This window comes from Pseudomonas sp. B20(2017) (assembly GCF_002113125.1).
In the GTDB taxonomy this organism is placed as follows: Bacteria; Pseudomonadota; Gammaproteobacteria; order Pseudomonadales; family Pseudomonadaceae; genus Aquipseudomonas.
Genome location: NZ_NEJP01000002.1, coordinates 298,567 through 316,619, shown reverse-complemented (window position 1 = coordinate 316,619; position 18,053 = coordinate 298,567). Strand labels below are relative to the sequence as shown.

The window sequence follows — 18,053 nt, the reverse complement described above, 5'->3', positions numbered from 1 at the left end:
CCTGGCAGTTACGGTCATTGCTGTAGGACGCGGTCTTACGGACAATCAACGCCTGTTTTCCGCTCATGGATTTGCCGGTATGTCGCAACCGATCTTCTTCGCCCACGCCAACGGTTTCCCTTCGGGCACCTACGGCAAACTGTTCGCGGCGCTGGCGCCCGAGTACCGGGTCGCGCATCTGGAACAACACGCCCATGACCCGCGTTTCCCGGCGGGTGACAACTGGTACCACCTGGTCGATGAGCTCATCCACCACCTGCAACAGCAAGATGAACCGGTGTGGGGCGTCGGCCATTCCTTCGGCGGCATGCTGCATTTGCACGCCGCACTGCGTTGCCCTGAACTGTATCGGGGCGTGGTAATGCTCGACTCACCGGTGCTGACTCGCACCGATCAATGGGTGATCCGCGCCGCCAAGCGTTTTGGTTTCATCGACAAACTGACCCCGGCCGGCCGCACGCTGGGGCGCCGCGAAGAGTTTGCCGATCTGGACAGTGCCCGTGGTTATTTCGCTGGCAAGACGTTGTTCCGCAGCTTTGATCCGGAATGTTTCGATGCCTACCTGCAGCACGGTCTGCACAAGGTCGGTGACAAGCTGCGTCTGCGCTTCGATCCCGCGACCGAGATCAGTATCTATCGCGGCGTGCCGCACACCAGTCCTGCGCATACCCGGCAATTGAAAGTGCCGCTGGCGGTGGTACGTGGACACAAGAGCCGCGTGGTGATGAACCACCACACCCGGTTTGTCGGACGCCTGCCTCAGGGCGAATCGCTGACTGTGCCTGGCGGGCACATGTTTCCGCTTGAACGCCCACAGGACACCGCACAATTACTGAAAAACCTGTTCGATCGCTGGGAGCGCCGGCAAGACAAGGATTGCGCATGAACCCCGCCGTCGAAGAAGTGCGCCTGAGCCTGCCGCATATCGAACTGGCGGCGCACCTGTTCGGCCCGGAAGACGGGTTGCCGGTGATCGCCCTGCACGGCTGGCTGGACAACGCCAACAGCTTCGCGCGCCTGGCGCCGAAGCTCAAAGGCTTGCGCATCGTGGCGCTGGACATGGCCGGTCACGGGCACTCCGGGCACCGCCCGAACGGCGCCGGTTACGCACTGTGGGATTACGCCCATGACGTGCTGCAGGTCGCCGAACAACTGGGCTGGAAACGTTTCGGCCTGCTGGGGCATTCCATGGGCGCGATCGTGTCGCTGGTGCTGGCCGGCTCGTTGCCCGAACGCATCACCCATCTGGCGTTGATCGACGGGGTGATTCCTCCTACCGACAAAGGCGAAAACGCCGCCGAGCGCATGGGAATGGCCCTGCAGGCGCAGCTCGATCTTCGGGAAAAGCGCAAACCGGTCTACAACACCCTCGACCGGGCCATCGAAGCGCGGATGAAAGGGTTGGTGGCGGTCAGTCGCGAAGCCGCCGAACTGCTGGCGCAACGCGGTCTGATGCCGGTGCCCGGCGGTTACACCTGGCGCACCGACAACCGCCTGACCTTGCCGTCGCCGCTGCGTCTGACCCAGGAACAGGCGATGGCGTTCGTGCAGCGCATTGCCTGCCCCGCGCAATTGGTGGTTGCCGCCGACGGCATGCTGGCCAAACATCCGGAGCTGCTGGAGCGTCTACCCTTTGACCGGGAACAGCTGCCGGGCGGGCACCATCTGCACCTGAACGATGAGGCCGGGGCCGACCTTGTCGCAGACTGTTTCAATCGGTTCTTCGCCATTCCTTGACTTGCTCCCGGCAACTGTCGAGGCTGGGCGGGTTGAAATGGGAGACAACCAAGATGGATTTCTACACCGCTGCGACTTCGAACTGCCCCAAAGGCACCCAGGCCATGCCCCTGCGATGAGCCTGTCCATGCGATCTATCAGTCTGCTGGCGCTGTGCTGTTTCAGTCCCTTTCTATTCGCTGCCGACTTGCCGGGCAGTCAGGACCTGCCGATCGTGCCGCGTGTGGCCGATGCGCAGATCGTCGACTATCGCCCCGCCGTGGAGCTGGAGCGGATCTACCCGCTCGGCTCGATCCGCAAGATCAGCGGCCAGTTGCGTTTCGACGGCCAGGTCAGCGCCCGGGGGCAAACCACCTCGGTGACCTATGAATTGCCGCCGGAACATTCCGCCACCGAAGCTTTCACCCTCGCTCGCGAAGCCCTGCAAAAGCAGGATGCCCAGCTGTTGTTCTGGTGTCAGGCCCGGGATTGCGGCGAGAGCAGCCTGTGGGCCAACGAGGTGTTCGGCAACGCCAAGCTGTACGGTGCCGACGAGCAGCAGGCCTATCTGCTGTTGAGGCTCGCGGCCCCGCACGACAACACGCTGGTGGCGCTGTACAGCATCACCCGCGGCAATCGCAAAGCTTATCTGCACGTTGAACAGTTTGAAGCACTGGCACCGCTCGGTGAGCTGCTGCCGACCTCGGCCACGCTGCTGCGGGAGCTGAAAAGCACCGGCGAACTGGATTTTCCAAAGCTGGCTGGCGATCCGGATGACACCTGGCTGCGCTTGTTGTCCCGTGGTCTGAACCTCGACACCACGTTGCGGGTGACAGTGTCCGGGCCGAAAGCCGAGGCCTGGCGGCAGGCGCTGATCGGGCAGGGCGTGCGCGCCGCGCGAATGGAAACCGGCAGTGTCGACGGCGAAGGCCTGCGCATCGATCTGTTGCGATAAGGTGTCTTTGGCGGACACGCTCGACGTGTTCGCCTACTCTTTGCCTGACTGATTTTTTCGAGATTTCACATGCCCAACAATGATCGTCTACTGGTGCAGATTCTGTTGCTGGTGCTGTTTGGTGCCAGTTTCTGGGTGATGGCGCCGTTCTGGTCGGCGCTGTTCTGGGGCGCGGTGCTGGCGTTTGCCAGCTGGCCGCTGATGCGCTTGCTGACCCGCTGGCTCAATGGCCGGGAATCCCTCGCGGCTCTGGTTCTGACCATGGGCTGGATGTTGCTGGTGGCGGGGCCGCTGGTGTGGCTCGGCTTTAACCTGGCCGATCACGTGCGTGATGCCACGGCGTTTATCAAGGATGTGCAGGTCGACGGATTGCCAGAGGCGCCGAGTTGGCTGGGCGGCGTGCCGTTGGTGGGTGAGCGTCTTGTCGGGATCTGGAACAGCATCGATCAGCAGGGCGCGGCGCTGATGGTGACTGTAAAACCTTATCTGGGGCAGGTCGGCAACTGGTTGCTGGCGCGCAGTGCGCAGATCGGCAGCGGGATTCTCGAGCTGACCCTGAGCATTGTCTTCGTGTTCTTTTTCTACCGCGACGGGCCGCGACTGGCGGCGTTCGTGCACAGTCTGCTGGAGCGTTTGATCGGTGATCGGGCCGGGTACTACATCGATCTGGTGGCGGGTACGGTGCAGCGGGTGGTCAACGGGGTGATCGGTACGGCGGCTGCGCAAGCGGTGCTGGCGCTGATCGGGTTCCTGATCGCCGGGGTGCCCGGGGCGCTGGTGCTGGGGATTGTGACGTTCCTGCTCAGCCTGATTCCGATGGGGCCGCCGCTGGTGTGGATTCCGGCCACGGCGTGGCTGGCCTGGAAGGGCGAGTACGGGATGGCGGTGTTTCTCGGGATCTGGGGGACGTTCATCATCAGTGGCGTGGATAACGTGCTCAAGCCGTATCTGATCAGCCGGGGCGGGAATCTGCCGTTGGTGATTGTGCTGCTTGGGGTGTTTGGCGGGTTGATTGCGTTTGGGTTTATCGGGTTGTTTATCGGGCCTACGCTTTTGGCTGTTGCTTATAGTTTGTTGACGGATTGGAGTAAGAGTCAGGCTCGGGTCGACGATCGGCGTTGATGGTGAACCTTGGCGGCCGTTGGGCCGGCCAGGCTCTGGTTCTACTGTGTACATATCCGTTTCTACGGGTGCTGCCGCTGACGGTTTCGCCCTTACGGCGAGTCCCTTTTTCAAACGCCAAAAAGGAACCAAAAGGCTGGGCCCCTGCGTTCGGCCTCTCGCTGAGGCTCGAGGTTCCTTCGTTCCGGGATTCATCCGCGGGCATCGCCTACGGTTTGCTTCGCTGCACCTCCTCTCGATGCATGCGGCTGCGCCGCACGGTCGCTGCGCTCCCACCCCCGGATAAATCCCTCCACTCAGCCTTCCAATGGGGCCGGTACGTCAAGAGCGATACTCGAGCTAACGCTCATTGTGTTGAGTGGTGAGGGGCTTTTGCTCTTGCTCTTATGTGGGAGCTGGCTTGCCAGCGATGGCTGCGTGACAGTCAGGCCATGTCCAGCTGAATGTACGCTCCCCTGCAGGAATCGCTGCAGGGGAAGCGTTTTAACTCATGGCTTCAGGTCGCCACATTCAAATACTTGCCCACCGATGCGGTGTTTTCGAGCGAGTACTGCTTGCTCAGGTTGGCGATCATGCGGTTCAGCGCTTCGGTGGTGGTCTGGGTGGTGCTGGCGGTTTGTTCGTCATCCGGGCGCTCACGACCTGCATGAAGCGCAGCTTTCAGTTCGTCGCTGCTGACGCCTCCGCTGCTGTCGCTGTCCAGAACCTTGAGGAGGGCGGTGGCGGTGTCGGTGGTGTTCGAGGAGGTGCTGTCGCTGATCTGCAACGCGTTGTTCAGTTCGGTGGCGGTAACAGTGCCGTCGCCGTCTGCATCGAGTTGGCTGAACAGTTCGTCGCTGGAGGCTTGCGGCGGTGGGGGTGGCGGTGGGGTGAGGCTGGTGGCGAGTTCGTCCTGGCTGACGACGCCGTCTTCGTTCTTGTCCAGGGCCGAGAAGATTTTGCTGCTGTCGGCGGCGCTGCCGGCGCTGGTCAGGCCGTTGCTCAATTCGTCGCTGCTGATGGCGCCGTCGCCGTCGGCGTCCAGGGCGCTGATCAGGGCGTCGGCCAGTTCGGTGTTGGGGGCCTGGTCGCCTGAGGGTGGTGGGGGTGGGGCCATGGCGGTCATTTCTTCGGCGCTGAGGCTGCCGCTGGCGTCGCTGTCCAGATCGCCGAATTGTTTGCTCAGGCTGACCAGCAGGCCGTCGTTGGACTTTTGCGACAGGGCGCTGCCGAGTTCGTCCTGATCCACCGCGCCGTCGCCGTTGCTGTCGAGTTTGGCGAACAGTTCCTTTTGCAGTTGCTGGCTGCGGGCGTTTTGGGTGGAGGTGCTGCTGGTGCTGGTATAGCTCGTGTAGTTGCTGACGCTACCGATCATCGGGCTCACTCCTTGGACTGGAAAACCGGTGGGTGTACCGGCTTATGCAGCCTCCAGTCGCAAGGTGTCGTGGGTATGTGGGGTTTGTACCGGCCGGTACACAGTCGGGATCAGTGGCGGGGCAGTTGGATCACGGCGGTCAGGCCGCCGCCGGGTGTTTCTTCCAAGGTCAGTTGTCCGCCCTGGCGTTGCGCCGCTTCCCGGGCGATGGTCATGCCCAGACCGACGCCGCCGGAGTTGCGGTTGCGTGAGCCTTCGAGGCGGAAGAACGGCTCGAACACGGCTTCGCGCTTGTCCGCCGCGATGCCTGGGCCGTGGTCGATGACGCGGATCAGCAGTTGTTCGCGCTGGTCTTGCAGTTCGATGTGCGCTTGGCCGGCGTAGCGCAAGGCGTTGTCCATCAGGTTGTTGATGCACGAGCGCAGTGCCATCGGTTGCACCTGCAAAGGAGCGCAGTGGCCGCTGACCTGAACGTCGGCGCCTTGATCCTGGGCGTTTTCGCACAGTGATTCGACCAGTGCCTGCACGTCCATCAACTGCAAGGCTTCGCTGGTGCGCTGTTCGTGCAGGTAGGTGAGGGTGGCGTCGAGCATGCCGATCATGTCGTCCAGATCCTGGCGCATCTGGCCTTGCAGCTTGTCGTCGTTGATGTTTTCCAGGCGCAGTTTCAGTCGCGACAGCGGGGTGCGCAGGTCGTGGGAGACGGCACCGAGCATCCGCGCCCGTTGCTGCACCTGTTCGCGGATGCGCTGCTGCATCAGGTTGAACGTATGCGCAGCCTGCCGTGCTTCCCGAGGGCCGGTTTCGTCCAGCGGCGGGCTGTCGAGGTCTTCGCTCAGGCGTTCGGCTGCGTCGCTCAGGCGCTGGATCGGCCGGGTCAGCAGCTTGGCGCCGTACCAGGCGGCGATGATCAGCGAGATGAACTGGAAGGTCAGCGGCACGATCGGCCCGCCGAACCAGGGTCGCGGCGGACGGGGCGGGTAACGCGGATCCTGAGCTGGCTGTTTGCCGTCGATGTTTTCCGAAAACTCCGGTGGGGGTGGCGGTGGTGGCGGGCCGTAGAGGCGGAACCAGGCAAAGGCCAGCAAGTGCGCCAGGACGATCGCCACCAACAGCACGCCGAACAGGCGGCCGAACAGCGTGTCGAAGCGCGCCCGCATCAGCCGATGTCCCGCGCGTCGAACAGGTAGCCTTCACCGCGAACGGTCTTGATCAGTTGCGGGGCTTTCGGGTCGTCGCCGAGTTTTTGCCGCAGACGCGAGACCAGCAGGTCGATGCTGCGGTCGAAGGCTTCGATCGAGCGGCCACGGGCGGCGTCCAGCAACTGTTCGCGACTGAGCACCCGGCGCGGACGTTCGATGAACACCCAGAGCAGGCGGAACTCGGCGTTGGACAGCGGCACCACCAGGCCATCGTCGGCGATCAATTGGCGCAGGACGCTGTTCAGGCGCCAGTTGTCGAAGCGAATGTTCGCACGCTGTTCGGTACGGTCGTCGCGCACCCGGCGCAGAATCGTCTGGATTCGCGCCACCAGTTCCCGAGGCTCGAACGGTTTGGCCATGTAGTCATCGGCGCCGAGTTCCAGGCCGATGATGCGGTCGGTGGGTTCGCAGCGGGCGGTGAGCATCAGGATCGGGATGTCGGATTCGGCGCGCAGCCAGCGGCACAGCGACAGACCGTCTTCGCCGGGCAGCATCAGGTCGAGCACCACCACGTCGAAATGTTCGGCCTGCATCGCCTGACGCATCGCCGCGCCGTCGGTGACGCCGCTGGCGTGAATGTTGAAGCGGGCCAGGTAGTCGATCATCAGTTCGCGGATCGGCACGTCATCGTCGACGATCAGGGCGCGGATGCTCCAGCGCTTGTCGTCTTTCTGCTCGTCGTTCACGGAGGCTTGGGAGTTGTGCATGAGGCTGTTCATCTGCCAGTAGGCCGCCAACCACAAAGATAGGCTGCGAGGTTGTGGTTTCAGCATAGGCGTCCGGCCGTGAGGCGGGAAGGGCTGCTGTAAGGACTTGTTGCGGCTGGCGAGGCTAGCGCGGGCGCATGTTGCCGGCGTGTCGGTTGTGTATCGGCTTCGACACAATATCCTGCAGGGCTATGCTGATCACGGTTGGCGCGACGATTTACCGATCATCGGGTGCCGCGCCGCCGCCGGTTCCGCTACAATGCGCGCCGATTTCGACTTGCCTGAGAGCCCATCCATGTCCGCCTGCCAGACTCCTATCATCGTCGCCCTGGATTTCCCCACCCGTGACGCCGCACTGAAGCTGGCCGACCAGTTGGACCCGAAACTGTGCCGGGTCAAAGTGGGCAAGGAACTGTTCACCAGTTGCGCCGCGGAAATCGTCGGCACCCTGCGTGACAAGGGTTTCGAAGTATTCCTTGACCTGAAATTCCACGACATTCCCAACACCACGGCAATGGCGGTCAAGGCCGCTGCCGAGATGGGTGTGTGGATGGTCAACGTTCACTGCTCCGGCGGCCTGCGCATGATGGCGGCCTGCCGTGAAGAGCTGGACAAGCGCAGCGGCCCGCAGCCGTTGCTGATCGGCGTGACCGTGCTGACCAGCATGGAACGTGAGGATCTGGCGGGTATCGGTCTGGACATCGAGCCGCAGGAGCAGGTGCTGCGTCTGGCGGCACTGGCCGAGAAGGCCGGGATGGACGGTCTGGTGTGCTCGGCGCTGGAAGCCACTGCGCTGAAAACCGCGCATCCGTCGCTGCAACTGGTGACCCCGGGGATTCGTCCGGCGGGCAGCGCCCAGGACGATCAGCGTCGCATCCTGACCCCGCGTCAGGCGCTGGATGCCGGTTCCGACTATCTGGTGATCGGCCGTCCGATCAGCCAGGCGGCGGATCCGGCCAAGGCACTGGCCTCGGTGGTTGCCGAACTGGCCTGAGCGAACAGCTGAAGCATCAAATAAGGGAGCCCGATAGCTCCCTTCTTTGTTTTCAGACCTTCAACACCAGTTTGCCGAAGTTCTCGCCGCTGAACAGTTTGCCCAGTGTCTCAGGGAAGGTTTCCAGGCCTTCGACGATATCTTCCTTGCTCTTGAGCTGACCCTTGGCCATCCAGCCGGCCATTTCCTGGGCGGCGCTCGCGTATTGTGCGGCGTAATCCATCACCACGAAGCCTTCCATCCGCGCGCGGTTGACCAGCAGCGACAGGTAGTTGGCCGGGCCTTTGACCGCTTCCTTGTTGTTGTACTGGCTGATCGCGCCGCAGATCACCACCCGCGCCTTGAAGTTCAGGCGGCTCAGTACCGCGTCGAGGATGTCGCCGCCGACGTTGTCGAAATACACGTCCACGCCTTTCGGGCATTCGCGTTTAAGGCCGGCCAACACGTCTTCGCTCTTGTAGTCGATGGCGCCGTCGAAGCCCAGTTCATCGATCAGAAACTTGCACTTGTCGGCGCCGCCGGCAATGCCGACCACCCGGCAACCCTTGATTTTGGCAATCTGCCCGGCAATGCTGCCGACCGCGCCCGCTGCACCGGACAACACCACGGTATCGCCGGCCTTCGGTGCGCCGACATCCAGCAGGGCGAAGTAGGCGGTCATGCCGGTCATGCCCAGTGCGGACAGATAAACCGGCAGCGGTGCCAGTTTCGGATCGACCTTGTAGAAACCTCTTGGCTCGCCGAGGAAATAATCCTGCACGCCAATGGCACCGTTGACGTAGTCGCCAACGGCAAACCCCGGATTGTTTGACGCGATGACTTTGCCTACGCCCAAGGCACGCATGACTTCGCCCAGACCCACCGGCGGAATGTAGGACTTGCCTTCATTCATCCAGCCGCGCATGGCCGGGTCGAGGGACAGATATTCGTTCTTGACCAGAATCTGCCCCGCCGCCGGTTCGCCGACCGGTACTTCCTGATAGGTGAAGGTCTCGCGGGTGGCGGCGCCCACCGGGCGTTTGGCGAGCAGGAACTGGCGATTGGTCTGGTTGGTCATGACAGGCACTCGAAATGAATGAAGCCTTGTTGATAGACCTTCATGCGCGATGCCGCAAGGTTGGCTCACGGGGCGAATGCAGGTTGATCCAGTACGGTGATAGTCCCCGGCGGGGTTTCATCACTGCGATTCATGAACGGCTAACCGGCCTTTTGATAGTGCTGACGTCACTCAGGCCCCAGTGGCTATGCTGCCTTCATCAATCCCCCCGCATTCGAGGACATAACAATGAGCATGACGTTTTCCGGTCAGGTAGTCGTCGTCACCGGCGCGGCCAACGGCATCGGCCGCGCGACGGCCCAGGCATTCGCCGCCGAAGGTCTGAAAGTGGTGGTGGCCGATCTGGATGCGGCCGGGGGCGAGGGCACCGTGGCGCTGATTCGTACAGCCGGTGGCGAAGCGACCTTCGTGCGCTGCAACGTGACCGTCGAAAGCGAAGTGAAAAATCTGATGGACGAGGTGATCAATACCTACGGCCGTCTCGACTATGCCTTCAACAACGCCGGGATCGAGATCGAGAAGGGCAAACTGGCCGAAGGCTCGATGGACGAGTTCGACGCGATCATGGGCGTCAACGTCAAAGGCGTCTGGCTGTGCATGAAGTATCAATTGCCCTTGCTGCTGGCCCAGGGCGGTGGGGCGATCGTCAACACTGCGTCGGTAGCTGGATTGGGCGCCGCACCGAAGATGAGCATCTACGCCGCCTCCAAGCATGCGGTGATCGGCCTGACCAAATCGGCTGCGATCGAATACGCCAAGAAGAAAATCCGCGTCAACGCCGTATGCCCGGCGGTGATCAACACGGACATGTTCCGTCGCGCCTATGAGGCAGACCCGAAGAAAGGCGAATTCGCCAACGCGATGCACCCGGTCGGTCGCATCGGCAAGGTTGAGGAAATTGCCAGCGCCGTGCTGTACCTGTGCAGCGACGGTGCAGCCTTCACCACCGGCCATTCGCTGGCGGTGGATGGAGGCGTGACTGCTTTCTAAGATTGCGTCGACTGATACAGAAAAGGACCCGCCCACCGGCGGGTTTTTTTTCGCCTCGGGAGCGGTTCCGTGAATCCGCTAAACAATGTGTTTCAAATGGTGAGAACGGAGGCTTTTGGCGGTTTTGTCGCACAGCCTCAAGAGCGTGGCTGTGATTTACTGCCGCCAGCAAAACGGACAGGAGTTTGCGTGCTCATGGAATTGAGAATTGACCGACTGGCAATGGTGCCGGTCGTACAGCAGATTGTTGACGGGTTGACCGAGTGGATCATGCAGGGGCCGGTGCCGCCGACGACGCGCCTGCCCTCCGTACGAGAGATCGCGCGGTGCAATCTGCTCAGCCAGTCCTGCGTCATGGAGGCTTGCGAGCGTCTGGTGGCGCAAGGGGTTCTGGCCTCGCGTCAGGGCTCGGGTTTCATGGTGGCGGCTTCGTTGCCCGGGTGTTGCAAGGCGGTCGATGGCTCAGGGTGTGAAGGGGAGCGCAGCGGGGGCGATCCAGCCGCCCGATGGCGCGGCGGTTTGACGCTGGGAAGTGGCGTCCTGCCGGAGAGTTGGCGCGAGCCCGATGATCTCGGTTATGCGATCCGCGAGGTGACACGCGCCGACATGGCCAGCCTGTTCAACTACAGCACGCCTCTGGGGCTGCCGGCGTTGCGCGAACAGACCGTCAAACGCCTGGGGTTGCTGAGTATCAAGGCAGTTGAAGAACAGGTGATGACCACCGCTGGCGCCAGCCACGGACTGGATTTGATCGTGCGTACCCTGCTCAAGGCCGGTGATTGCGTCGTGGTCGAGACCCCCGGTTATGCGCCGCTGTTCGATCTCCTGCGCTTGCATGGCGTACGTATGCTGGAGGTTCGCCGCACGCCGGGCGGGCCGGATCTCGAGGCGCTCGAAGCGTTGCTGCAGCAGTTTCGGCCCACCGCGTTGTTCATCAACAGTCACCACCACAATCCCACGGGCAGTTGCCTGCTGCCGGCGGTCGCCCGACGTATCCTGGAGTTGAGCAGGATCTACGATCTGCGGTTGATAGAAGATGATGTCTACGCTGACCTGCACAACGGCAGCGGCACTCGACTGGCAGCGCTGGATGACGAGGGACGGGTGATTTACGTCGGCAGTTTTTCCAAGACCCTGAGCAGTTCGCTGCGGGTGGGTTTCGTGTTGGCCGATGGCGAGCTGATCGAGCGGATGGCGCGGGTCAAAATGATCAGTTGCATGGGCACCTCGAGGTTCTGCGAGGCGGTGCTGGCCGGGATGCTGGCCAGTGGCGCCTATCGCAAACTGGTTCAGCGCCAGCGTCAGCGGCTCAATACCGATCGTGCGGCTGCGTTGCAGGCCCTGGAAGATGCCGATTGGGAAGTATTCGGCAAGCCCACGGGTGGCCTGTTCATCTGGGCGCGCGCGCCGCTGGCCGATGAGTCGCACTTGCGCAGGCAAGCCGCGCGGTGCGGGGTGCAGCTGTCCTGCGCAACCTCGTTCAGCCCCAGTGGCGAAGCCTGCGAATGGCAGCGCATCAACGTGGCTTACGCTTGTGATCCCCGGGCGCGACAGTTTTTTCGCAGCACCACCGTGGATCGACCTCAAGCGTTCTGAAAACGACGCCTGCGTAGCTTTTTGCCATTATTCCGACGCCAGAGACTTGTGCTGGTTCAAGGCCGTTGCGAATCTTCGACAACAGACTATGGCGGGGGGCTACGCGCAATGATTTCGGCCGTGCAAGGACGTTTTGCCAACCTCGGTATGGCAAAAAAACTGGGTATCGGGTTTGTGCTGGTGTTGCTGCTGACTGCTCTGGTGGCAGCCATTGGCGTCTGGTCCCTGCAAACCATCAGTCATCGCTTCGACGGCCTCAAGCAGATGTCATCGCTCAACAGTGGCCTGCTCAAGGTGCGGCTGCTGGAGCAGGACTACGCCTTGCATGGCAACCCGAAAACCGTCGATGCCTTGCACGAGGGTGTCGACGGTCTGATCGCCATGGCCGACCAGCTCAAGATTTTGTCGCCGGGCAATGAGTCGGTCATGAACGACGTCCAACAGTCATTGGGCGCTTACCGCAAGGCGTTCGATGAATTCGTCTCGTTGTCTCAGGCCAAGGATCTGGCGCTGGAGATGGCCAGTTGGTCGGTGTCCAGCGTCGCCAACAATCTCGATGTGTTGCAGGCCGGTCTGGCCGACGACGGTGCTTACACGCTGAAAGACAGCGAGGGCAAGGACGGGTCGCAGTTCATCGAGCAGGCTGGTCAGGTCAGTCAGGTCTCACGCTTGATGTTGCAGGCAATGAACGAGGCGCGGGTACGCCTGGATCAAAGCCGCAAGGGTGATGACAGTGCCGGTCAGGGCAATATCGAGCAGGCTGCCCAGGCTCAGGTTCAGGCTGAACAGCTCAAGTCCACGGTCAAGGACGAGGGTTACCTGACGGTACTCAATGAGGTCTCCGGGCACATCGCCGGTTTCAGCGACAAGCTCGCCGAGTACACCGGGCTGCTGGCCCAGGAAAAGACTGTCTATCAGCAGTTGCACCAGCGGGCCGACGAAGTCGTGGCGCGGGTCGATCAGGCGTATGTCGCGCAAGATGGCGCCATGCAGGGCGAACTGAAAAAGAATTCGGTGCTGATCATTGGCTCATCGGCGCTGGCGTTGCTGGTCGGGCTGATTGCGGCGTGGGTGATTACCCGGTTGATCGTCGCGCCGTTGCGCAGTGTTATTCATGTGGCGCAACAGATTGCGGCTGGCGATTTGAGCGCAACGATCGAGGTCTCCCGACGCGACGAAATCGGCCAGTTGATGCTGGCCATGCAGCAGATGGGCGCGGGTTTGAGCACGATTGTCAGCGGGTTGCAGGCGGGGATCGAACAGTTGGCCAGTTCGGCGCAATCGCTGTCGGCGGTGACCGAGCAGACCAACCTTGAGGTCAGCAGCCAGAAAGAGGAAACCGAACAGGTCGCCACGGCAATGAACCAGATGACTGCCACCGTGCACGATGTGGCGCGCAATGCCGAAGAGGCGGCGCTCGCGGCGCAGACCGCCGATGGCAAGGTCGAAAGCGGCCAGCAGGTGGTGCGTCAGAGCATGGCGCGGATCGAGCAGTTGGCGGATTCGGCGACGTCGGCCAGTTCGAGCATCGAAAGCCTCAGTGCGGAAATCCAGAATATCGGCACGGTGCTTGAGGTGATCAAGAGTGTTGCCGAGCAGACTAACCTGCTGGCGCTCAACGCGGCGATCGAAGCGGCGCGGGCGGGCGAGCAGGGCAGGGGCTTTGCGGTGGTCGCCGATGAAGTGCGGGCGCTGGCTCGGCGCACTCAGCAGTCGACCGAGGAGATCGAGCGGCTGGTCAGTGCCTTGCGTTCGGCGGCGCATTCGTCGGTGCAGCAGATTCAGAGCAGCGGCGAGCTGGTGAAGCTGGCGGTGAGTGATGCGTTGCAGACCGAGAGTGCGTTGGGGAGTATTGCGGCGGCGGTTTCGTTGATTCAGCAGATGAATCAGCAGATTGCGGCGGCGGCGGAGGAGCAGAGTTCGGTGGCGGAGGAGATCAATCGCAGTGTGACGAGTATTCGGGCGAGTGCGGATCAGTCTTCGATTGCCATGCGGGGGAATGCGGCTTCGAGTGTTGAGCTGGCGCAGTTGGGGAGTGAGCTCAAGGGGATGGTTGGGCATTTTCGGCTTTGATTTGGATTTGACCTTGGCGGCCTTTGGGCCGACCAGGTTGCTGGTTGTTTGGTGTGAATATCCGTTGCTTCGGGTGCTGCCGCTGGCGGTTTCGCCCTTACGGCGAGTCCCTTTTTCAGACGCCAAAAAGGAACCAAAAGGCTGGGCCCCGGCGTTCGGCCCCTCGCTGGGGCTCGGGGTTCCTTCGTTCCGGGATTGATCCGGGGGCATCGCCTACGGTTTGCTTCGCTGCACCTCCTCTCGATGCATGCGGCTGCGCCGCACGGTCGCTGCGCTCCCACCCCCGGATAAATCCCTCCACTCAGCCTTCCGATGGGGCCGTCACCTCAAGAGCGGTACTTGAGCTAACGCTCATCGTGGTGAGTGGTGAGGAGTGGGTGCGGGATGCTTTTGCTTTCTGTGGGAGCGAGCTTGCTCGCGAATGCGGTTTGCCAGTCGGCTGAGGGTTATCTGGTTCACTCCGGAACTTAAGCCAATAAAAAAGCCACCTTCCGGTGGCTTCTCTTTTTGACTACACTCAGTCGTAAATCACTTTTTTCTTCCAGTCTGCATCGGCTTCGACATCTTTGAGGCCGGCGGTCAGTTGGTTTTCTTCGCCTTCGACCGGGGCGATTTTGTCCATGACCTGGGCGTTGGCGCGGGCCAGGAGTTTTTCCAGGTATTGGAGTTGTTCGGCGTAGATTTGCGGGTCCTGCTGTTTGCGCAGGTATTGCACGCCGCGTTCGAAGGCGAGGCGGGCCTGGCCTGGCTGATTTTGCTGGAGGGCGTGTTGGCCGAGGTTGTTGAAGAACTCGATGTGCAGCAGCACAAGGATGTGGCGGACTTCGCGGATCCAGTGTTTGGCTTCGTTCGGTGGCAGGAAGCCGTCCTGGGCGGCACGGGTGATCTGGCCGTGGAGGGCTTCGAGGAGGAAGCGAACGTCTTTGGCCTTGGCTTCGGTCTGGATCGGCGCCGGTGGGTTGTTGACCGGGATCGATTCGCCCTGGGCGACGAGGGCGCTCAGTTCGGTGATGCGGGCCTTGGTGGTGGCGCTGGTTTTTTCCAGGTTCAGCAGGCGCTGGCAGACATTCAGCTCAAGGCGGGTCAGCAGCAGCTTGAGGGCCGGGGTCATGAACTGGCCGGGGAAGGTTTCGGTCAGTTCGCCGCAACGGCGCAGGCGGTCGTTGAGTTCGACCTTGGTGCGGGCCTTCTCCAGTTTGGTGTTTTCCACCACATGGTTCATGTAGCCAATGGCGATCAAGATTGCGATCCCGGCTATGACTAGCAGGGTGATCATGAGTGGTGTCACCGGTAAGACCTCTTTATAGGGTTCGCGTGCGAGTGTAGTGGCTTGGCATGGAGGAGCCTAGCGCCGCTCGACGGGTTTGGATCGGCGAAGCTGTTATCTGTATCGGCCAAGGAGCCGCTTATATAAATGCTGGCCCTTGGGGTGCAGATTGCCATCACCTTTGCGGTGGACTATAACGCCTTGGCGAGTGTCGGAATATAGGCGTCAATCGTCGGGCGACGCAAAAGCCGGAAACGGCCGGTAAAGCAGGTCGAAGTCATTGATTTAAATAAATTTATATCTGGGGGTTGACGACCTTTCAATCCATCCATAGAATGCGCGCCACTTGCAGCGTAAAGCACACAGCGAAACGCGGCAGGGAGTGAATGTTGTAGTGTGTCCCCTTCGTCTAGTGGCCTAGGACACCGCCCTTTCACGGCGGTAACAGGGGTTCGAGTCCCCTAGGGGACGCCAATGCGGGAATAGCTCAGTTGGTAGAGCACGACCTTGCCAAGGTCGGGGTCGCGAGTTCGAGTCTCGTTTCCCGCTCCAATTTTAAACAGCAACGCTTTCGGGCGGTGCTGAGTGAAACCAGAACCGAATCTTCGGAGGCGGATCTGGACACCGAAACACACACCATGTGTTCCGGGTAGCGTGTCCCCTTCGTCTAGTGGCCTAGGACACCGCCCTTTCACGGCGGTAACAGGGGTTCGAGTCCCCTAGGGGACGCCATTTGCGGGAATAGCTCAGTTGGTAGAGCACGACCTTGCCAAGGTCGGGGTCGCGAGTTCGAGTCTCGTTTCCCGCTCCAAATTCAAAAAGCGCCGCTTTGCAAAGAGCGGCGTTTTTATTAGTGAAAGTTGTAGCCTGTGTCCCCTTCGTCTAGTGGCCTAGGACACCGCCCTTTCACGGCGGTAACAGGGGTTCGAGTCCCCTAGGGGACGCCATTGCGGGAATAGCTCAGTTGGTAGAGCACGACCTTGCCAAGGTCGGGGTCGCGAGTTCGAGTCTCGTTTCCCGCTCCAAATTCACAAAAACGCCGCTCAGTGATGAGCGGCGTTTTTGTTTGTGCTGTTTTTGTCAGGCAATAGAAAAGGACCTCACGGTCCTTTTTTTGTGGGCCCGCCAATGTGGCGAGCCCGGTACGTGATCAGAGCTTCGGCAACTGCCCGATGCGTCCCATCATTTCGGTGACGATCTGCAGGTCCAGCAGGAACTGGTCAACGGTCTTGAATTCGCCATCGGTGTGACCGGTGTACTTGACCTCGGGTCGCGCCAGGCCGAATTGCACGCCGTTCGGCAGTTCATGCACCGAGGTGGCGCCGGCCGAGGTGCCGAATTCGTGTTTCATGTCCAGGTTTTCGGTGGCCACGGCCAGCAGCGCCTTGACCCACTCACCTTCTGGGTTGCGGTACATCGGTTCGGCGATCGAATAGTCGAAGTTGACCGCGACATGGGTCTTCTTGCTCCAGGCCGCCAGTTTGTCGGCGATTTCGCGCTTGAGCACTTCCGGCGACTTGCCCTTCGGCACGCGCAGGTTGACCGCGAGTTTGAAGGTTTTGTCGTCCATGCCGACGTAGGTCGGGGACGTGGTCAGCGGGCCCATGAAATCATCGGCGAAACCGACGCCCAGCTTGCTGCCCTTGTAATCCAGGCCCCAGTTGTCGGCGGCGTAGTGCGCAGCGTCGGTGATGTGGTTGTGCTTGAAGGCAATCTTGCCATCCACGCTGTGGATGAAGTCGAGCATGCGAGCGACCGGATTGACGCCGGATTCAGGCTCGGACGAATGCGCAGAAACACCGGTGACGGTGAGTTTGACGTCTTTGCCATCGACCTTGGCGTTCACTTCGAAATCGCCGCCATTGCGTTTGGCGTATTCGGTGCCGGCCTTTTGCAGGCTGGCCGCCAGGTCGGCGGGTTTGTCGGTCACCAGCGTGACGACCGAAACAGAAGGGATCTGGTTGGTCGCCAGGCCACCGGTCATCGAGATGAGTTCTGCGCCTTTGCCCTCGGCGTTGCGCTTGGCGAACTTGGCCATGACGGTGCCGTAGCCTTTTTCCGCAATCACTACGGGATAGCCGCCATCCAGTGCCAGGTTGTACTCCGGCGTCGGGTTGCGTTCGAAGTAGTAGGGAATCGCGTCACCGGTGGTTTCTTCGGTGGTGTCCACCAGCAGTTTGAAGTTGCGCGCCAGTGGCAGCTTCTCTTCCTTGATCACCTTCATGGCGTACAGCGTCACAACGATGCCGTTTTTATCGTCCTCGGTGCCGCGGCCGTACATGCGGTCGCCGATCAGCGTGACCTTGAACGGGTCGAGTTTTGTGCCGTCCTTCAGCACCCAGTTCTCCGGCGTTACCGGCACCACGTCGGCGTGTGCATGAATGCCGACGACGTCCTTGCCGTTGCCGTCCAGGGAGATTTCGTAAACGCGGTTGTCGATGTTGCGATACTTCAAGCCGAAAGACTCGGCCAGCTCCTTGATCTTGGCGGCGATCTTGATGAATTCGGGATTGTTGTGCTGATCGACACCGTCCTTGCGGAAGGTCGGGATTTCCACCAGTTCACGCAGGGTTTCCAGGGCGGCTTTGCCGTACTTCACGCGAGTGTAGAGACCGAGCAGGCGATGGATTTCGTTCTGCTGTTCGGCAGTCAGCGTCTTGTTGTCGAGGAAAGCGCTGATGGCTGGACGCAGATCGTCGGCCTTGCTCAGGTCGTTCTTGGCCAGATCACCGAGAAATGCTCTGAAATCACTGACCTTTGCCTCATTGAATGTCTTGAGGATGGTCGCGCTCTGCTGCTCGGTAAGGTTGGCGTGGGCTGGCAGTGTGACAGACGAAAGGCTGGCCAGAATCAGCGTCGACGCGGCCAGTTGCTTGAGTGAAAAGTCCATTGCTAAGGGCATTCCTTTGCAGGCAGTGAGTAGGAGGTGTCTGATCGAAGCGTCAGACGGTTTCGCAAACTAACACCACCAGCGAGTGATAGGGGAGCCCCCGAAGTGGGACGCGTCGCACAGAAATGCA

At 61.3% G+C, this 18,053-nt stretch carries 14 protein-coding genes, 6 tRNA genes and 1 pseudogene; 15 read left to right on the top strand and 6 right to left on the bottom strand.

Annotated elements, in window-relative coordinates; all coding sequences use genetic code 11:
- Nucleotides 1-79 precede the first annotated feature (79 nt).
- The 4 genes from CAF63_RS04500 (at nt 80) to CAF63_RS04485 (ending at nt 3,793) form a co-directional block, all read left to right on the top strand.
- The gene (locus CAF63_RS04500) at nt 80-886 is read left to right on the top strand and encodes an alpha/beta fold hydrolase (RefSeq protein WP_085683559.1); all 807 of its coding nucleotides are present in this window, start codon (nt 80-82) and stop codon (nt 884-886) included.
- Entirely contained in the window at nt 883-1,737 is an 855-nt protein-coding gene (locus tag CAF63_RS04495) for an alpha/beta hydrolase (protein ID WP_007957814.1), read from the top strand. Before CAF63_RS04500 ends, CAF63_RS04495 begins: the two co-directional genes overlap by 4 nt.
- Nucleotides 1,738-1,864: 127 nt before the next feature.
- The gene (locus CAF63_RS04490; protein WP_085683558.1) at nt 1,865-2,671 is read left to right on the top strand and encodes a DUF4892 domain-containing protein; all 807 of its coding nucleotides are present in this window, start codon (nt 1,865-1,867) and stop codon (nt 2,669-2,671) included.
- A gap of 69 nt (nt 2,672-2,740) precedes the next feature.
- On the top strand, nt 2,741-3,793 hold the full coding sequence (locus CAF63_RS04485; RefSeq protein WP_064598612.1) for an AI-2E family transporter: 1,053 nt from the start codon (nt 2,741-2,743) through the stop codon (nt 3,791-3,793).
- A 496-nt stretch (nt 3,794-4,289) separates the two neighbouring features.
- Here the strand turns inward: CAF63_RS04485 and xopAW are convergent, their stop codons facing one another.
- From xopAW to CAF63_RS04470, 3 genes are all read right to left on the bottom strand, one after another.
- A complete protein-coding gene (gene xopAW / locus CAF63_RS04480; RefSeq protein ID WP_085722082.1) occupies nt 4,290-5,147 on the bottom strand; it encodes a XopAW family type III secretion system calcium-binding effector in 858 nt (285 codons plus the stop codon).
- 110 nt (nt 5,148-5,257) lie between these two features.
- A complete protein-coding gene (locus CAF63_RS04475) occupies nt 5,258-6,307 on the bottom strand; it encodes a cell wall metabolism sensor histidine kinase WalK (protein ID WP_085683556.1) in 1,050 nt (349 codons plus the stop codon).
- Entirely contained in the window at nt 6,307-7,056 is a 750-nt protein-coding gene (locus CAF63_RS04470) for a response regulator (RefSeq protein WP_085607468.1), read from the bottom strand. The genes CAF63_RS04475 and CAF63_RS04470 overlap by 1 nt, the downstream gene beginning before the upstream one ends.
- A 295-nt stretch (nt 7,057-7,351) precedes the next feature.
- Here CAF63_RS04470 and pyrF point away from each other — a divergent pair, with 295 nt between their 5' ends.
- Nucleotides 7,352-8,050, top strand: coding sequence for an orotidine-5'-phosphate decarboxylase (pyrF, locus tag CAF63_RS04465; RefSeq protein ID WP_007960372.1), 699 nt, complete (start codon nt 7,352-7,354; stop codon nt 8,048-8,050).
- Nucleotides 8,051-8,102: 52 nt separating this feature from the next.
- Here pyrF and CAF63_RS04460 read toward each other — a convergent pair whose 3' ends face one another.
- Nucleotides 8,103-9,107, bottom strand: a complete 1,005-nt coding sequence (locus CAF63_RS04460) for an NADP-dependent oxidoreductase (RefSeq protein ID WP_085683555.1) — start codon at nt 9,105-9,107, stop codon at nt 8,103-8,105.
- A gap of 228 nt (nt 9,108-9,335) precedes the next feature.
- On the opposite strand from CAF63_RS04460, the gene CAF63_RS04455 reads away from it, so the two are divergent.
- The 4 genes and pseudogenes from CAF63_RS04455 to CAF63_RS29140 all read left to right on the top strand — a co-directional run bounded on the left by CAF63_RS04455 (nt 9,336) and on the right by CAF63_RS29140 (nt 13,766).
- Nucleotides 9,336-10,097, top strand: a complete 762-nt coding sequence (locus tag CAF63_RS04455; RefSeq protein ID WP_085683554.1) for an SDR family oxidoreductase — start codon at nt 9,336-9,338, stop codon at nt 10,095-10,097.
- Nucleotides 10,098-10,292: 195 nt separating this feature from the next.
- Nucleotides 10,293-11,693 carry a PLP-dependent aminotransferase family protein gene (locus CAF63_RS04450; protein WP_085683553.1) on the top strand — a complete coding sequence of 467 codons (1,401 nt, stop codon included), beginning with the start codon at nt 10,293-10,295 and terminating at the stop codon, nt 11,691-11,693.
- A gap of 108 nt (nt 11,694-11,801) precedes the next feature.
- Nucleotides 11,802-12,905, top strand: a pseudogene (locus CAF63_RS29145) (HAMP domain-containing protein); the annotation flags it as partial.
- Entirely contained in the window at nt 12,885-13,766 is an 882-nt protein-coding gene (locus CAF63_RS29140) for a methyl-accepting chemotaxis protein (RefSeq protein WP_371807389.1), read from the top strand. The pseudogene CAF63_RS29145 and the gene CAF63_RS29140, both read left to right, overlap by 21 nt.
- Before the next feature lie 517 nt (nt 13,767-14,283).
- Here the strand turns inward: CAF63_RS29140 and CAF63_RS04440 are convergent.
- Entirely contained in the window at nt 14,284-15,042 is a 759-nt protein-coding gene (locus CAF63_RS04440; RefSeq protein ID WP_011335462.1) for a hypothetical protein, read from the bottom strand.
- Nucleotides 15,043-15,431: 389 nt separating this feature from the next.
- Between CAF63_RS04440 and CAF63_RS04435 the strand changes: the two genes are divergently transcribed.
- The 6 genes from CAF63_RS04435 (at nt 15,432) to CAF63_RS04410 (ending at nt 16,058) form a co-directional block, all read left to right on the top strand.
- Nucleotides 15,432-15,507 (top strand) — tRNA-Glu (locus CAF63_RS04435).
- Nucleotides 15,508-15,509: 2 nt separating this feature from the next.
- Nucleotides 15,510-15,585 (top strand) — tRNA-Gly (locus tag CAF63_RS04430).
- 104 nt (nt 15,586-15,689) lie between these two features.
- Nucleotides 15,690-15,765: transfer RNA gene (locus tag CAF63_RS04425), tRNA-Glu, on the top strand.
- Nucleotides 15,766-15,768: 3 nt separating this feature from the next.
- Nucleotides 15,769-15,844 (top strand) — tRNA-Gly (locus tag CAF63_RS04420).
- Nucleotides 15,845-15,904: 60 nt separating this feature from the next.
- Nucleotides 15,905-15,980, top strand: a tRNA-Glu gene (locus tag CAF63_RS04415).
- Between the two features lie 2 nt (nt 15,981-15,982).
- Nucleotides 15,983-16,058: transfer RNA gene (locus CAF63_RS04410), tRNA-Gly, on the top strand.
- A 125-nt stretch (nt 16,059-16,183) separates the two neighbouring features.
- Here the strand turns inward: CAF63_RS04410 and CAF63_RS04405 are convergent.
- The gene (locus tag CAF63_RS04405) at nt 16,184-17,923 is read right to left on the bottom strand and encodes a dipeptidase (RefSeq protein WP_085683551.1); all 1,740 of its coding nucleotides are present in this window, start codon (nt 17,921-17,923) and stop codon (nt 16,184-16,186) included.
- Between the last annotated feature and the right edge of the window lie 130 nt (nt 17,924-18,053).

Excerpts from the sequence above, each read along its gene's own strand:
- CAF63_RS04495 (WP_007957814.1), top strand. The coding sequence starts at position 883 with ATGAACCCCGCCGTCGAAGAAGTGCGCCTGAGCCTGCCGCATATCGAA.
- CAF63_RS04470 (WP_085607468.1), bottom strand. The coding sequence starts at position 7,056 with ATGCACAACTCCCAAGCCTCCGTGAACGACGAGCAGAAAGACGACAAG.
- CAF63_RS04500 (WP_085683559.1), top strand. The coding sequence starts at position 80 with ATGTCGCAACCGATCTTCTTCGCCCACGCCAACGGTTTCCCTTCGGGC.
- CAF63_RS04460 (WP_085683555.1), bottom strand. The coding sequence starts at position 9,107 with ATGACCAACCAGACCAATCGCCAGTTCCTGCTCGCCAAACGCCCGGTG.
- xopAW (WP_085722082.1), bottom strand. The coding sequence starts at position 5,147 with ATGATCGGTAGCGTCAGCAACTACACGAGCTATACCAGCACCAGCAGC.
- CAF63_RS04455 (WP_085683554.1), top strand. The coding sequence starts at position 9,336 with ATGAGCATGACGTTTTCCGGTCAGGTAGTCGTCGTCACCGGCGCGGCC.
- CAF63_RS04475 (WP_085683556.1), bottom strand. The coding sequence starts at position 6,307 with ATGCGGGCGCGCTTCGACACGCTGTTCGGCCGCCTGTTCGGCGTGCTG.
- CAF63_RS04490 (WP_085683558.1), top strand. The coding sequence starts at position 1,865 with ATGCGATCTATCAGTCTGCTGGCGCTGTGCTGTTTCAGTCCCTTTCTA.
- CAF63_RS04405 (WP_085683551.1), bottom strand. The coding sequence starts at position 17,923 with ATGGACTTTTCACTCAAGCAACTGGCCGCGTCGACGCTGATTCTGGCC.
- CAF63_RS04450 (WP_085683553.1), top strand. The coding sequence starts at position 10,293 with ATGGAATTGAGAATTGACCGACTGGCAATGGTGCCGGTCGTACAGCAG.
- CAF63_RS04440 (WP_011335462.1), bottom strand. The coding sequence starts at position 15,042 with ATGATCACCCTGCTAGTCATAGCCGGGATCGCAATCTTGATCGCCATT.
- pyrF (WP_007960372.1), top strand. The coding sequence starts at position 7,352 with ATGTCCGCCTGCCAGACTCCTATCATCGTCGCCCTGGATTTCCCCACC.
- CAF63_RS04485 (WP_064598612.1), top strand. The coding sequence starts at position 2,741 with ATGCCCAACAATGATCGTCTACTGGTGCAGATTCTGTTGCTGGTGCTG.
- CAF63_RS29140 (WP_371807389.1), top strand. The coding sequence starts at position 12,885 with ATGCTGGCCATGCAGCAGATGGGCGCGGGTTTGAGCACGATTGTCAGC.